The following is a 14,001-nucleotide window of genomic DNA, read 5'->3' as shown; positions in this document are numbered from 1 at the left end:
TCCTTAGTTTTGAGCGGTAGGTTTCGGTAAATAATAGAGAACTACCCTGTTTTCTTTATTCAAATATTTGGTAGCAACCCTCTTGAGGTCTTCAGGAGTTACTTTCATATATCTTTCAATTTCAGTATTAATGAGATTGGCATTTCCAAAGTAAACATGATAGTTGGCGAGATTCTCAGCAATACCGGCCATTGTTGAATTTCCAGTGACAAAATCGTTCTCTACTTTATTCTGAAGCTTCTTAAACTCCATTTCGGGAATAGATTCAGTTTTCACTTTTTCAATTTCTGCATCAATGGCAGATTCAAGGGTTTCGAGTGTAACTCCCATATTAACAAGGCCAAAGACGAGGAACAATCCCGGATCTTCCAGTGCAAACGGGAAGGCCATCACCTGAAGGGCTTTCTGTTGTTTGTCGACAATTGATTTTGAAAGTCTTGAACTTTCTCCATCTGATAATAAGGTGGTTAACATAGATAATGCATAAGCATCGTCAGTTCCCTGGGCAGGCATATGGTAAGCCATAATGACAGCAGGAAGTTGTATATTGTCGTATACCGAATCCCTGACTTCAGCTGTTTTAACAGGCTCCACAATTGAAGGCCTGACAATCGGCTTTGTTCCGCGGGGTATATCGGCGAAATATTTCTCAACCAGTTTTTTGGTTTCTTCGATATTGAAATCACCGGCAATAGAGAGGGTGGCATTATTGGGCACATAATAGGTAGAATGGAAATCCATGAATTCCTGCAAGGTGGCCTGGTTGATGTCTTCCGGGAAACCAATAGGTGTCCAGCGGTAAGGATGCACTTTATAGGCATGCGACATGGTTTGTTCGATAATGGAACCATAAGGCCTGTTATCATAGGATTGCTTACGTTCTTCCTTAACAACAGCCCTTTGTGTTTCAACACCCACACTGTCGATACGAAGATGCATCAGCCTTTCTGATTCGAGCCATAGTCCGAGTTCCAGCTGATTGGAGGGGAATAATTCATAATAGAAGGTACGATCCTGTGAAGTGTTAGCATTCAGCGTTCCACCGGCACTTAAAGTGATTTTATCATAATCACCACGTGGGATATTGTCAGAACCTTCAAACATCAGATGCTCAAAAAAGTGTGCAAAACCTGTCCGGCCTACCACTTCATTCTTTGAGCCCACATGGTACAATATTGTAACAGCAACAATGGGGGTTGTGTTATCCTGATGAAGGATTACGTGCAATCCATTGGGAAGGTCATACTCCACGAATTTGATTCTTCCTTCCTGCGCTTGTGCCATCTGGAAGAGGCAGAGTAGGAAGGTTAGTGTTAATAGTTTGATTTTCATAGAATTGGATTTATTGTTTTAAATATTAATGTTGAATCATTACTGGATGAAATAATCTGCTAAATAACGAATTGTCTGGCTAATAGCCATATTTAAATGCCATTAAATTACATGTTTCCAAACAAGGTTACTTCTTGCTTTTATTTCTTGAGTGCGAGAGTAACCACTGATACAGGTTTTCATCTGCATAAGCCTGGCGCCATGAATCATGTCCGACTCCGGGATAGATGGTTACTTTCGCATCTCCACCAGCGTTTTTAAGGGCAGTGGTCATTGAGGTTGTTGCGGATACAGGCACAACAGGATCATCAGCACCGTGGAATGCCCATACGGGAACATCTGCCAGGTTATCTGCCAGCAGGGGTTCTCCTCCGCCACAAACAGGAGCTATAGCAGCAAACCTTTCAGGGTGTGAACAAGCCCAGTTCCATGTGCCAAATCCTCCCATGCTTAGTCCAGTAAGGTAGACACGGTCAGGATCAATCCTGTATTTTTTTAGAAGTTTTGTCAGGAATGCATCCAGCACTTCTACATTCCACCATTCACCTTCCGGGCACTGAGGGGATACAACAATAAATGGAAAATCGGGCCTCTGTTCAACGAAAGAGGGTGGTCCCCAGACCTTTACTTTTGAAAGGTCGGAACCTCTTTCTCCTGATCCATGAAGGAAAATAAGTAAAGGAAATTCCTGTTTTCTCTCTTTTTTGTAGTTTTCGGGAAACCAGGTAAGGTAACTGATCTTAGATGAATAGCGTAATTTGCTCTTCATTTCCTTTTGTTGCTGGGCATAGAGGCCGGAAGCCAGAAGAAGTAAACCTATAAAAAGCCAAAGCTTTCTATCAAAGGTTCTCATTGCCATCGACATAGAATAATTCATTGATTGTTAATTGTTTAAAATGAGGGATGGTCTTCCAAGTATGTGAAAGGGCTTTTTCATCAAGGCTGGTTCTCACTCCGATAACTTTCATGCCAGCTGATTGAGCTGCAGCAATGCCCGTAAGTGAGTCTTCGAATACAACGCACTTTTCAGGAGATACACCTAGCAAGGATGAGGCTTTAAGGTAAATTTCGGGGTCAGGTTTCCCATTCACAACCTGGCTATCATCAACAGTTACATCAAAATAAGTTGTAATACCCAGAGAGTTAAGCACGAAATCCAGGTTTTCCCTGGGAGCAGCAGTGGCAACAGCAAGCCTGACGTTTTCTTTTTTCAGATGGCTGATAAATTCAATCACTCCATCCACACCTCTAATAGTTGGAGCGTGAAGCTGACGATAAATTAGTTCTTTCTCATCGGCATATTGATGTATCTGTTCAGTCGTAAGTGGCCTGTTCAAAACCTTTTCAAGAAGATTTCTGTTGTTTCCGCCAAACATTTTTAACCTGAATTCCTCAGGAGTAAGTTCAATATTAAACTTCCTGCAGAAAATAACCCAGGCTTCAAGGTGGAATTGGTGGTTATCCACTAAAACTCCATCCATGTCAAAAATTACGGCTTCCGGTTTCAAGGAGATAAATTGATTTAATTAAAGATATAACAGGATGACAAAGGTACAAATCATCAGATTTCTGACCTGAGATTATCAAATTGCATTAAAAAATCGTATCTTTAAGAAACACAATATGATAAGCCATGAAAACAGATTTTTTATGTCCGCATTGTTCCAATATCCTGAATGTTGGGGAAAATATCGTGTTTTCGACCTGTAACAGCAGGCAGCAGGAAGGATTGGTCCTATTGCATCCAGATTTGGGAAATTATTCCCTCGTAAAACATCCTGGATTTGAAATAGGGCAAAATGAACTACTTGATTTTAAGTGTCCCTATTGTGCTAAAAAACTTGAATCGGACCGTCATAAGAACCTTGCCCGTATTTTAATCAGAGATGAAAATGGAATGGAAGGGGAGGTGCATTTTTCCAGAATATCAGGCCAGCAGTGCACCTACAGGATCATTGGTGAGAATATGGAAATCTATGGAAGGGATGCTGCTGATTATTATGAATTTATTGTTCATACCCATTTCTAAAAAAAAACTCCGCTGATAGAATCAACGGAGTGGAGATATATAGAGTAATCGACTTTATTTTAGATTTTTTGCAATTTCTTCCGTGCTAAATGGAATATCGTCAATATAGGCTTCTTCATTCAGTATTGAGGAGTTCTTAATTTGAAAGGATTCAGTTGCGTCATTGGCTATCTCAGCAGTATTGAAAGGAATATCATCTATATAGGTTTCTTCTTTCAGGCTGATTGTTTTGTTTTGAGTCGGGTCATTCATCAGGTTTCGTACAATGGCTTCAGTATTGAATGGAATATCTGAAACACTGGCTTCATCTTTCAGTTGGATTTTTGTTCCGGTTCCAATTGCAAATGTGCTGCTGATAGTTCCGGCAATTATGATCATTAAGAATAACTTTTTCATTTTATGTTGAGGTTAAATTGTTAGCAAATTGTTTACAGCATTATAGACGACGAACTACTAAAAAAGTTACGAATTTCATTAGGTAGTGTGCATTACTATCTAAATATTTGGTGTAAGTAACTTATAATTAAATCGATACAATTTAAAATAATTCTTTGTAACAAAAATTTGAAAGATTGATCCTAAAAATACGTATTACTCCAATTTTCTATTGACTCAATTGTAACTATTGATAAATTGTAATTGATTATCAGAGTGTTTTAATTAATAATTTCTTAAAGAACTTTCTGAAAATATTTACTTTACCTTTGCACTCGTTTTGAGAAAAATACAACTTAGTTTCTAAGTAACAGATATTCAATAAGATAAATTATGCATAGAGTAATGGTAATAACCGGTGGTGGTGACTGTCCCGGACTAAATGCAGTCATAAGAGCTATTGTTAAACGTGCATCACAGGAAAGTGATTGGGAGGTGTTGGGAAGTGTCAAGGCTTTCGATGGTATATTGAATGAGCCCAGTGAACTTATGGTGTTGGATGAAGATAAGGTAGCAGGGATTCATTACCAGGGAGGAACAATACTCCAGACAACCAATAAAGGAGGTCCATTTGCCTGGCCGGTGAAGAAGAATGACGGCACCTATGAGTATGTGGACAGATCAGATGAAATGATCAGGAAAATCAGGTATCTGGGTATAGATGCAGTGATCAGTATTGGGGGCGATGGTTCCCAAAGAATTTCCCAGCGATTGTTTGAAAAGGGGCTGAATATTATTGGTGTACCTAAAACCATTGATAATGATCTTTCTGCCACTGATTCAACCTTCGGTTTTCAAACGGCTATTCAGGTTAGTACAGAAGCCGTTGACAAACTGGTTACTACTGCGGCAAGCCACAACAGGGTTTTTATCCTGGAAGTGATGGGCCGTGATGCGGGATGGATTGCTTTGAATGCAGCAGTAGCGGGTGGTGCAGAAATCTGCCTGATCCCTGAAATTCCTTATGATATTAATGTTGTATTGTCAAAAATCAATGCAAGATTCCATCGTGGTAGGGGTTTTGCTATTATTGTAGCTGCCGAAGGTGCACGTCCTAAAGAGGGAACAGTTGTTGGCCATACCAGTAATGAGGTGGGTTATGAGAACCTCAGGTTAGGTGGTTTGGGCTTCAAACTTGAAGATGATCTGAAGAAAGCAGGATGCGAACATGATATCCGTGTCACTGTATTAGGTCATTTACAAAGAGGTGGTGTTCCAATTGCATATGACAGGGTTTTGGCTACCCAGTTTGGGGTGAAGTCTATGGAAATGGTTATTAATGGCGATTTCGGACGAATGGTATCCTATAATCATCCATATATTACAAGTGTTACCCTTAAGGATGCCATAACCAAGCCTAACCTGGTTACAATGGATACAGCTCTTATAAAGACTGCTAAAGGTGTCGGAATTAGCTTTGGAGAAGATTCTATCGCTCTTGAAGAATAAAACGAATTCAATTACATAAAAATAGCCGGTCCTATGCATTGGACCGGCTATTTTTATTCTATGGGGAATGTTATTTAACCTTCGCCCTGGTTTCTTCTTTTTCAATATCAAAAGTAAGATCTATGGTCATTTTTTTCTTCAGATTGATATCAGATTCATAAAGAGCATCAATGGAATAGTTATTTTCTTTAGTATGCTCTTCCCAGTTTCCTTCGTATAAGGCCAGATTAATGATTCGGATACTGTGCTTTCCCCGGGGAATGGAAACAGTGAAGTCACTCTGGACAGACTCAAGTCCCTGGGATGATTCACCGGCCAGTTTGCCATCAACATATAACTGCGTCTTGTTGGTGTGGTCATAACCTTCCACAATTCCTGTGTACTTTGTTTTGATTGTAATTTTACCTGTTTTCTGCGCCATTGCTGCTGTTGCACTGATCACCAGGAGGATAAGAAAGATACTGATTTTTTTGTTCATTGTTTTATTGCTATAGGTTATACATGGAGAATTCAACAGTTTTATTAATCTGCACTATTTGTATTTATGTCCAAAATCACAAAAAGAAAGTAGTATCAGACAGTGATTCAGGCAAATTGCCGTTATTTTAAATTATATTTTGCTATAATCTCTCTCATTTCATCAAATGCGTTTTCAGGAAAAACCAATCCGAATTCTTCATTCAACTTTCCAATGGCAGCATTTTTCATCTCCGACCCTTCAATATATCCGTTTTCTACGGTGAACTGGTGAAAAATCTTTTCCAGGTATACCTCAAAAGGCTGGTTAAAATACATGTCGTAGAATCTTAATGGTTTATCAGACGCATTCCAGAAAGTATGTTTTATCATCCTGGGACGCAAATGCCAGCCACCAGCTGCCACTTCAACAACTTCCTCTCCTAACAGAATGCTGGCAGTGCCCTCGGCTACATACATGAGTTCATCCAATTCCAGGTGGTAATGAGGTGGTGGCCCCATGGTTTTAGGTGCTACAGCGCATTCCACATTGGAATATAATCCATTTGTCATTGAATTTCTGACCCATACCCGAATATCCATTCCCCCGTTATGATTAAGTGGAGGCATTGCAGGAAGTAACAAAGGTTCAATTCCCGGCTTTTCTTTCAAATCCGGATTTGTTGCAAATAATTCTGAAGGAAACATAGCACTCATGCTTCCTAATATAGCCGATGTTATGAAGAAGTTCCTGCGTTCCATTAACTTGTGGTTATTGATTTGGATAAAAAATAGAATCCTTTTTACGAATAATAAAAAAGACTAACTTGATAATGATTCAAACTGATTAGTCGAAAACAAAAAATAATGGGCTTTTGTTTGAATCCATAAGTGAATTAATAAATTAGGCATAAACAAAGTAAGGTTTTGGCTATTTTTGATTCCAATTATTCATTCCTAATTCTATTATAATGCAGCAATGTGTGCACTGTGGACAAGATTGCGGGAAACATCCGGTGATATGGGAAGAAAAGCCTTTTTGCTGTGAAGGCTGTTCACTGGTTTACAGGATTTTACAAGAGAAAAACCTGGGTCAGTATTATGAAATTATGCCAAATCCAGGGGTGAAGTTGGATCAGCAGGCCTCCATGTCGAAGTATGCTTACCTTGATAACCAGGAGATTAGAGACAGTCTTTTGACATTTTCTGATGGGGGAATTAGTAAGATTAACCTCTTTATTCCTGTTATTCATTGCAGTTCATGTATCTGGTTGCTTGAGAACCTAAATACTTTGCATCCCGGAATTATCAGCTCATTCGTGAATTTTGTCCGCAAGGAAGTCAATATTACTTTCAGGGAAGATTCAATGAGCCTTCGTCAGTTGATTGAACTACTACATAGCATCCATTATATCCCTGATTTGTCGTATAAAAAGGAAGGCAAGGATGAGTTTCAAAAGCGAAACCGCCGGATACTCATGAAAATAGGGGTAGCGGGATTTGCTTTCGGGAATATCATGCTTCTTAGTTTTCCTGATTATTTGCCCGGAGGGGAGCGCATCGACCAGTTTCTTACCAATACTTTCGGTTACGTGAGTTTCTTACTGGCATTGCCTGTTGTTTTTTTCTGCAGTACAGATTTCTTTCTGTCTGCCTATAAGAGTCTGAAGAAGAAAATAATAAATATTGACTTACCAATTTCTCTTGGCATTTTGGCCCTCTTTCTCGAGAGTTCCTATGAGATCTTCACGGGAGCAGGAAATGGTTATATGGACTCATTAGCAGGATTGCTTTTCTTCATGCTGATCGGCAGGTGGTACCAGGGAAAATCTTATCAATCGTTATCGTTTGATCGTGATTACAAATCCTTTTTTCCAATTGCTGTTACAAGGATTAGTAATGGAGTAGAAGAGTTTATCCCCATCGACCGACTTAAGAGTGGTGATCAGATCCTGGTGCGCAATCAGGAACTCATCCCCGCTGATGCCACAATTCTTGAAGGCGAAGCACGCATTGATTACAGTTTTGTTACGGGAGAATCCATTCCTGTTACCAAACAGGCAGGAGATTTCATTTTTGCCGGAGGCCGTCAGCTGGGAGCCGGTATTCTTTTACGAGTTGAGAAGGAAGTGACTCAGAGTTACCTGACTCAATTATGGAATGAAGACCGGATGAACCAGAAGAAAGCCCAGGCTATGCAAAGGGTGGTAGACCAGGTGAGTCATTATTTTACCATCGTAATTCTGCTGGTTGCTTTGATTTCAGGCATCTATTGGGCGTTTTCGGATTTAGGAAAAGCTGTTTATGTATTTTCCAGTATCCTTATTGTTGCCTGTCCCTGTGCGCTGGCTCTCACTATACCCTTTACCTTTGGTTCAGTAATGCGGGTATTCGGACGAAATGGCTTTTATCTCAAAAATTCAGAAGTTATTGAAAAGCTGAGCAAGATCGATACCATTGTTTTTGATAAAACCGGAACCATCACACATTCGCAGTCGATGCATGCCGAATGGGTTGGGGAAGAACTGGATATCAATGAACTCAGGGCTATCAGGACCTTGTCGCGAAATTCCACGCATCCGGCATCAGTAACAATTACCGATTCGCTCGATTGTGAGTTCTATCAAGGGGTTGAGGGATACCAGGAGATCCCGTCGCTGGGGATATCAGGCAAAGTGAACGGAATCCAAATTTTATCAGGGGCTTACCGGTTTGTTGCAGGTAAAGAAAGAGGTGAAAGTGGCACTACCACTGAAGTCTATGTGTCGATTGACCATAAACTGAAAGGCCACTTCAGGATACAAAACCAGTATCGGGAGGGACTTGAAGAAGTGATTCGTCACCTTGAAGGCTTTGAACTGCATTTACTTACCGGCGACAATGATTCGGAACAGTCGAACCTGGAGAAATATTTCAAAGGGAAAGCTTTATTACATTTCCACCAGTCACCCGAGGACAAGCTGAAATACATTCTGAAACTCAGTCAAAACGGGAAAAGGGTTCTGATGATTGGAGATGGTTTAAATGATGCAGGGGCGTTGCTCAATGCAGATGTGGGAATCACCATTGCGGATGATGTGTATCATTTTTCACCGGCCTGTGATGCCATTCTAAGGGCTGATCAGTTTAGTCAATTGGATAAATTCCAGCGTTTTACCCGTTCTTCCCTGAAAGTGGTTTATAGCAGTTATGTATTGTCGTTCCTCTACAATGTTGTAGGACTGACATTTGCAGTCCAGGGACTGTTGTCGCCCATTGTTGCTGCTATCCTGATGCCTTTAAGTTCAATTACCATTGTTGCCTTTACGACTTTATCCGTGTCAGCCATGGCGAAGAGGAGAGGGTACTAGGAGTTTTCTTTTAGTTCTGCGTCAAGATAAAGTTTTTCTTTAAAGTAGTGCTGGAACTTCCTCCAACAAAAACCTCGAATTCTCCGGGTTCGGCAAGGTATTCCAATTTGTCGTTATAGAACTTCAGGTCCTCGCTGCTGAGCTGGAAAACAATTTCCCTGCTTTCCTTACTTTTCAGGGTTACCTGTTGAAATCCCACCAGCTGTTTTACCGGGCGGACTACCGAACCATATAGGTCACGAATATAAAGCTGAACGGTTTCCGTACCTTGATATTTCCCAGAGTTGGTTAATGAAACTTTGATTTCGAGGTTTTCATTCATGGATATGCTGGTTTTGTTCAGCTGGGGTTCTCCATAGGTGAAGGTCGTATAGCTTAACCCATATCCAAAGGGAAATTTCGGACTATTAGGAAGGTCCGTATAAGCAGCGACATAATTAAGGTCATTTTCATTTTTTGCGGGCCTGCCTGTATTGAAATGATTGTAGTAATAGGGAATCTGCCCAACAGTTCTTGGAAATGACATGGGGAGCTTTCCGGAGGGATTATAATCACCAAACAGTACATCAGCAATGGCATTACCGGCCTCTGTTCCCAACCACCATGTGTAGAGGATGGCATGGGCATGATCGGCAGTCCAGTTGAAAACAAGGGGACGTCCTGCACTGATCATAACGATCATTGGTTTTCCGGTAGCATAAATGGCTTTGATAAGTTCTTCCTGAACCCCAGGCAGACTGATATCACTCCGGCTTTTGGCTTCACCACTCATATTTCCGGCTTCTCCAACTCCCAGGATCACGATATCTGACTGCATAGCAATCTTTATTGCTTCTTCGAAGCCTGTTCTGGAGGTATCACTGATTTCACAACCAGGGGCATACAACATTTTTACCCCTTTGCCGGCTCTGTTGCTGACACCCTGCCATTGGGTTACGATGCGCGCTGTATCGTCAGGCCAGGAATAGGACCAGAATCCCAGGTTTTCGCGGACAGCCTTCACCAGGGGGCCAATCATAGCAATGGTCTTTTTCTTCGTATCAAGAGGCAGGAGGTTGTTTTCATTTTTCAGCAGGACGATGCTTTTTTTAGCGACATCCCTGCCTATTTTAAGGTTTTCGGGGTTGTTCCATTGTTGCTTTTCACGAGTTTCATCGCAAAAACGGAAAGGATTATCGAAGAGTCCCATTTCAAATTTCTTCTTCAGGATACGCTTAACAGCATCATCAATAAAAGTGGGGTCAACCTGGCCACTTTCAACCAGTGTTTTCAGTGATTTAGTATAGCACCTGCTTTCCATATCCATGTCAGAACCTGCTAACACGGCGAGTTGTGCAGCCTGTGCATCATCTTTAGCATAGCCATGAGCAATCATTTCACCTACTGATCCCCAGTCACTCACGATAAAACCTTCGAATTTCCATTTTCCTTTTAATACATCTCTTTGAATGTAACTATTACCAGTGGCGGGTATTCCGTTAATGTCGTTAAAAGAATTCATAAAAGTGGCAACCCCTGCTTTGGCGGCGGCTTCAAAAGGACGAAGGTAGATTTCGTGCAGTTGACGAAGGCTCATATCCACACTATTATAATCCCGTCCTCCCTCGGCAGCACCATAGGCAGCAAAGTGTTTGGCACAGGCCATTAGTGCATCGGTATTACCAAGGCCTTTTCCCTGGAACCCTTTTACCCTTCGTTCAGCAATTAATGAACCCAGGTATGGATCTTCCCCGGCACCCTCCATAACACGACCCCATCGTGGATCGCGGGCTATATCCACCATTGGGGCGAAAGTCCAGTGTACACCGGCCGCTGAAGCTTCAATAGCGGCAATTCGTGCTGATAGTTCTATTGCGTCCAGGTCCCAGCTTGCTGCTTCACCCAGTGGAATGGGAAAAATGGTACGATAACCATGTATGATATCCTGTCCGAACAGAAGAGGAATACCTAATCGCGATTCCAGGGCTATCTGCTGTATCTGGCGGGTATGATCAGTTCCGGTAACATTAATCAATGACCCAATCTTCCCGTTTCTCACTTGTTCCAGTTTGTTGCCTTCCTCAGTGATAGGGCCTGTTGCTTCCCAAAAACCGGAATACTGATTCATCTGGCCGATTTTTTCATCCAGGGTCATAAGGCGCAGGACGGAATCTACACGACGGTCGATGGAGTTGGATTGGGTATTTCCTGCGAATGGAATACTGGATAAGAAAAGGATCAGGATGAACCAGGGTATCTGCGGAGATGTTTTCATTGTGTGGATTATTGAACGAAAAATGAATATTTAATATGGGTTTTCAAAGATCGGGGATTATTCTGAAAATTGTTATAGAACATTTCTATCAAAACAGGCTTTTTTCAATTTGGCTACTCCCTGTTTTTTACCGCAAAGTCGCAAGGGGAGCGCAAAGACGCTATTGATATCAGATTATTAGAAATAAATTCAATACTCAATTGAATAAGTCCGGATGAGTAAAAATATCTTCACCGCAAAGTCGCAAGGGGAGCGCAAAGACGCTGTTGATTTATTCAATAAAATCGGATATCCGAATAGCCTGGGTTTGGATTAAGTCAATATGCTGGCTTTGAAAAGTCCGAATTCCAGGCAATAAAAAAGGGAGCTAAATGTGCCCCCTTTTCAATTCGTTTATTTTGTCCAATTCACTTTTAATTTTTTCACATCTCTTGAATTTCCTCCAATCATGATCTCAAATTCACCTGGTTCCCAGTCGTACTTAAGGTCGTAGTTGTAGAATTTCAGGTCTTCGGTAGTGATGTTAAATTTTACAGTCTTCGATTCGCCTGCTTTAAGGAATACCTTCTGGAAACCCTTTAATTCTTTTACGGGGCGGGTAACAGTTCCTACCATATCCCTTATATAGAGCTGTACCACTTCAGCGCCATCGAATTTGCCGGAATTGGTGACTGTAATACTTGCTTCCAACGATTGGTTTCCAGCCAGATTCAGGCTGCTTAATGCAAGGTCGCCATAGGTGAAGCTGGTATAACTCAAGCCAAAACCAAAGGGGTAAAGTGGTTCATTATCAACATCCAGGTAGTTGGAACGGAATTTCTGGAACCATTGTCCTTCTGCCAATGGGCGTCCGGTGTTCTTATGATTGTAATATAAAGGAATCTGTCCAACATTTTTCGGGAATGTGGCGGGCAGTTTTCCTGAAGGGTTCACATCTCCAAAAAGTACATCAGCGATGGCATTACCTGCTTCTGTTCCACCGAACCAAACATTCAGGATAGCAGGCATATTGTCCTGTTCCCAGGTGATGGTCATGGGCCTGCCGGCGAATAATACCAGCACCACAGGCTTCCCGGTTGAAAGTAATGATTTCAGTAGTTCCTGCTGATTGGCAGGGAGGGAGATTTCAGAACGGCTGGAGCTTTCTCCACTCATTTCTGCAGCTTCACCCATTACTGCTACTATCACATCTGCTTTTGAAGCGGCATCAAGAGCTTCCCGGATTAATTCAATGCTGGTACGGTTGTCAACTTTGGTCGGTTTGCCAAAAACGCTGATTCGTTCATCATATTTAAGGTCATCCACAATATTGGCACCCCTGGCATAGATGATATCAGCTTTATCGCCAGCTGCGGCTTTCATGCCTGCTAGTACTGATATCGATTGTTCAAAATTGGCTGCCACACTCCAGGTGCCGGGCATATTTTCCTTATTATCAGCAAGGGGGCCAATGAGTGCAATTTTCCCTTTTTTCTTCAATGGAAGGGTTTGTTTTTCATTTTTCAGCAGTACAAAGGTCTGGGCTGCTGTGTTTCTTGCTGCCAGAAGGTTTTCAGGGGTGAATACATCAGTCTTTACCCTGTTTACATCGCAATACTTATAAGGATCATCGAAAAGGCCCAGCTTATATTTGGCTTCAAGTATTCTCCTGCAGGCAATGTCAATATCTTTTTCAGTCACTTTGCCTTCTTTCATCGATTTCTCCAGAGTGGTGAGCAATCCTTCACCTACCATATCCATATCAATACCTGCATTTAAAGCCAGGGCTGATACTTGCTGGAGGTCACCCATACCATGGTCAATCATTTCGTTGATAGCGGTGTAATCGGTGACAACAAAACCATTGAATCCCCACTCATCGCGAAGGAGGCTTGTCATAAGCCAGCGGTTGGCAGAGGCAGGAATCCCGTCGATTTCATTAAAAGAACTCATTACACTACCGGCTCCTGCATCCACAGCAGCTTTATAAGGAGGAAGGTATTCGTTGTACATCCTGATCCTGCTCATATCAGTAGTATTGTAATCCCTTCCGGCTTCAGCGGCACCATAAAGAGCAAAATGCTTCACACAGGCCATCATGGTATTGTTCTTCGTAAGATCATCACCCTGGTATCCTTCAACAAAAGCTTTTGCCACATGTGAACCCAGGTAGGCATCTTCACCGGCACCTTCAGCAACTCTTCCCCAGCGTGGGTCACGGGCAATATCAACCATAGGGGAGAAGGTCCAGCAAATGCCATCCGCAGTAGCTTCGATCGCTGCTATCCTGGCACTTTGTTTTATGAGCTCCATATCCCAGCTGCTGGCAAGTCCGAGTGGAATAGGGAAGGCTGTCTGGTAACCATGAATTACATCCATTCCAAAAATGAGCGGTATCTTCAACCGGCTTTGTTCAACAGCAACTTTCTGTACGTCGCGAATTTTTTCAACGGATTTAATGTTGAAAAGGCCACCGACTTTACCCTCCTTGATCTTCTTTCCAATGTCGGAACTGGCGGTTTGTCCTGTTACAATATCTCCTGATCCGGGAAGGTTTAATTGTCCCAGCTTTTCTTCAAGGGTCATTTTCTTCATGAGTTCATCCACAAATTTCTTCATCTTGAGATCCTGACTGGCAGGACCTTTTTGTGAAAATGCGACTAAGCTGAACGCCAGGAAGGCAATGGTGAATGCGAATAATTTGTTCTTCATAGGAT

11 protein-coding genes are annotated in these 14,001 nt (G+C 41.8%); 3 read left to right on the top strand and 8 right to left on the bottom strand.

The window, feature by feature from the left end:
- Window positions 1-3 precede the first annotated feature (3 nt).
- From IPH84_04395 to IPH84_04385, 3 genes are all read right to left on the bottom strand, one after another.
- Window positions 4-1,332, bottom strand: a complete 1,329-nt coding sequence (locus IPH84_04395) for an insulinase family protein (protein ID MBK7172469.1) — start codon at window positions 1,330-1,332, stop codon at window positions 4-6.
- A gap of 127 nt (window positions 1,333-1,459) precedes the next feature.
- Window positions 1,460-2,101, bottom strand: a complete 642-nt coding sequence (locus tag IPH84_04390) for a prolyl oligopeptidase family serine peptidase (GenBank protein ID MBK7172468.1) — start codon at window positions 2,099-2,101, stop codon at window positions 1,460-1,462.
- A 70-nt stretch (window positions 2,102-2,171) separates the two neighbouring features.
- Window positions 2,172-2,840 (bottom strand): HAD family phosphatase, encoded by a 669-nt coding sequence (locus IPH84_04385; GenBank protein ID MBK7172467.1) that lies wholly within the window; start codon window positions 2,838-2,840, stop codon window positions 2,172-2,174.
- Window positions 2,841-2,965: 125 nt separating this feature from the next.
- Here IPH84_04385 and IPH84_04380 point away from each other — a divergent pair, with 125 nt between their 5' ends.
- Entirely contained in the window at window positions 2,966-3,361 is a 396-nt protein-coding gene (locus IPH84_04380) for a hypothetical protein (protein ID MBK7172466.1), read from the top strand.
- A 54-nt stretch (window positions 3,362-3,415) separates the two neighbouring features.
- On the opposite strand, the gene IPH84_04375 is transcribed toward IPH84_04380, so the two are convergent.
- A complete protein-coding gene (locus IPH84_04375) occupies window positions 3,416-3,757 on the bottom strand; it encodes a hypothetical protein (protein ID MBK7172465.1) in 342 nt (113 codons plus the stop codon).
- Between the two features lie 384 nt (window positions 3,758-4,141).
- Between IPH84_04375 and IPH84_04370 the strand changes: the two genes are divergently transcribed.
- Entirely contained in the window at window positions 4,142-5,245 is a 1,104-nt protein-coding gene (locus tag IPH84_04370) for an ATP-dependent 6-phosphofructokinase (protein ID MBK7172464.1), read from the top strand.
- Between the two features lie 70 nt (window positions 5,246-5,315).
- On the opposite strand, the gene IPH84_04365 is transcribed toward IPH84_04370, so the two are convergent.
- Together IPH84_04365 and IPH84_04360 are read right to left on the bottom strand one after the other, a co-directional pair.
- Window positions 5,316-5,723, bottom strand: coding sequence for a hypothetical protein (locus IPH84_04365; protein ID MBK7172463.1), 408 nt, complete (start codon window positions 5,721-5,723; stop codon window positions 5,316-5,318).
- 122 nt (window positions 5,724-5,845) lie between these two features.
- The gene (locus IPH84_04360; GenBank protein MBK7172462.1) at window positions 5,846-6,463 is read right to left on the bottom strand and encodes a cupin domain-containing protein; all 618 of its coding nucleotides are present in this window, start codon (window positions 6,461-6,463) and stop codon (window positions 5,846-5,848) included.
- 209 nt (window positions 6,464-6,672) lie between these two features.
- Between IPH84_04360 and IPH84_04355 the strand changes: the two genes are divergently transcribed.
- A complete protein-coding gene (locus IPH84_04355; protein ID MBK7172461.1) occupies window positions 6,673-9,051 on the top strand; it encodes a heavy metal translocating P-type ATPase metal-binding domain-containing protein in 2,379 nt (792 codons plus the stop codon).
- A 10-nt stretch (window positions 9,052-9,061) separates the two neighbouring features.
- Here the strand turns inward: IPH84_04355 and IPH84_04350 are convergent, their stop codons facing one another.
- Both IPH84_04350 and bglX read right to left on the bottom strand, forming a co-directional pair.
- Window positions 9,062-11,305: a glycoside hydrolase family 3 C-terminal domain-containing protein gene (locus IPH84_04350; protein ID MBK7172460.1), complete on the bottom strand. Its 2,244-nt coding sequence runs from the start codon at window positions 11,303-11,305 to the stop codon at window positions 9,062-9,064.
- A 393-nt stretch (window positions 11,306-11,698) separates the two neighbouring features.
- Complete coding sequence (bglX, locus tag IPH84_04345) at window positions 11,699-13,996, bottom strand: beta-glucosidase BglX (GenBank protein MBK7172459.1); 2,298 nt, start codon at window positions 13,994-13,996, stop codon at window positions 11,699-11,701.
- Between the last annotated feature and the right edge of the window lie 5 nt (window positions 13,997-14,001).

The organism is Bacteroidales bacterium, from assembly GCA_016707785.1.
Taxonomy (GTDB): domain Bacteria; phylum Bacteroidota; class Bacteroidia; order Bacteroidales; family UBA4417; genus UBA4417.
This window is presented reverse-complemented; position numbering and strand designations above follow the sequence as displayed.

Coding starts and splice junctions, on each gene's coding strand:
- bglX (MBK7172459.1), bottom strand. CDS start 13,996: ATGAAGAACAAATTATTCGCATTCACCATTGCCTTCCTGGCGTTCAGC.
- IPH84_04360 (MBK7172462.1), bottom strand. CDS start 6,463: ATGGAACGCAGGAACTTCTTCATAACATCGGCTATATTAGGAAGCATG.
- IPH84_04355 (MBK7172461.1), top strand. CDS start 6,673: ATGCAGCAATGTGTGCACTGTGGACAAGATTGCGGGAAACATCCGGTG.
- IPH84_04365 (MBK7172463.1), bottom strand. CDS start 5,723: ATGAACAAAAAAATCAGTATCTTTCTTATCCTCCTGGTGATCAGTGCA.
- IPH84_04370 (MBK7172464.1), top strand. CDS start 4,142: ATGGTAATAACCGGTGGTGGTGACTGTCCCGGACTAAATGCAGTCATA.
- IPH84_04395 (MBK7172469.1), bottom strand. CDS start 1,332: ATGAAAATCAAACTATTAACACTAACCTTCCTACTCTGCCTCTTCCAG.
- IPH84_04375 (MBK7172465.1), bottom strand. CDS start 3,757: ATGAAAAAGTTATTCTTAATGATCATAATTGCCGGAACTATCAGCAGC.
- IPH84_04380 (MBK7172466.1), top strand. CDS start 2,966: ATGAAAACAGATTTTTTATGTCCGCATTGTTCCAATATCCTGAATGTT.
- IPH84_04350 (MBK7172460.1), bottom strand. CDS start 11,305: ATGAAAACATCTCCGCAGATACCCTGGTTCATCCTGATCCTTTTCTTA.
- IPH84_04390 (MBK7172468.1), bottom strand. CDS start 2,101: ATGAAGAGCAAATTACGCTATTCATCTAAGATCAGTTACCTTACCTGG.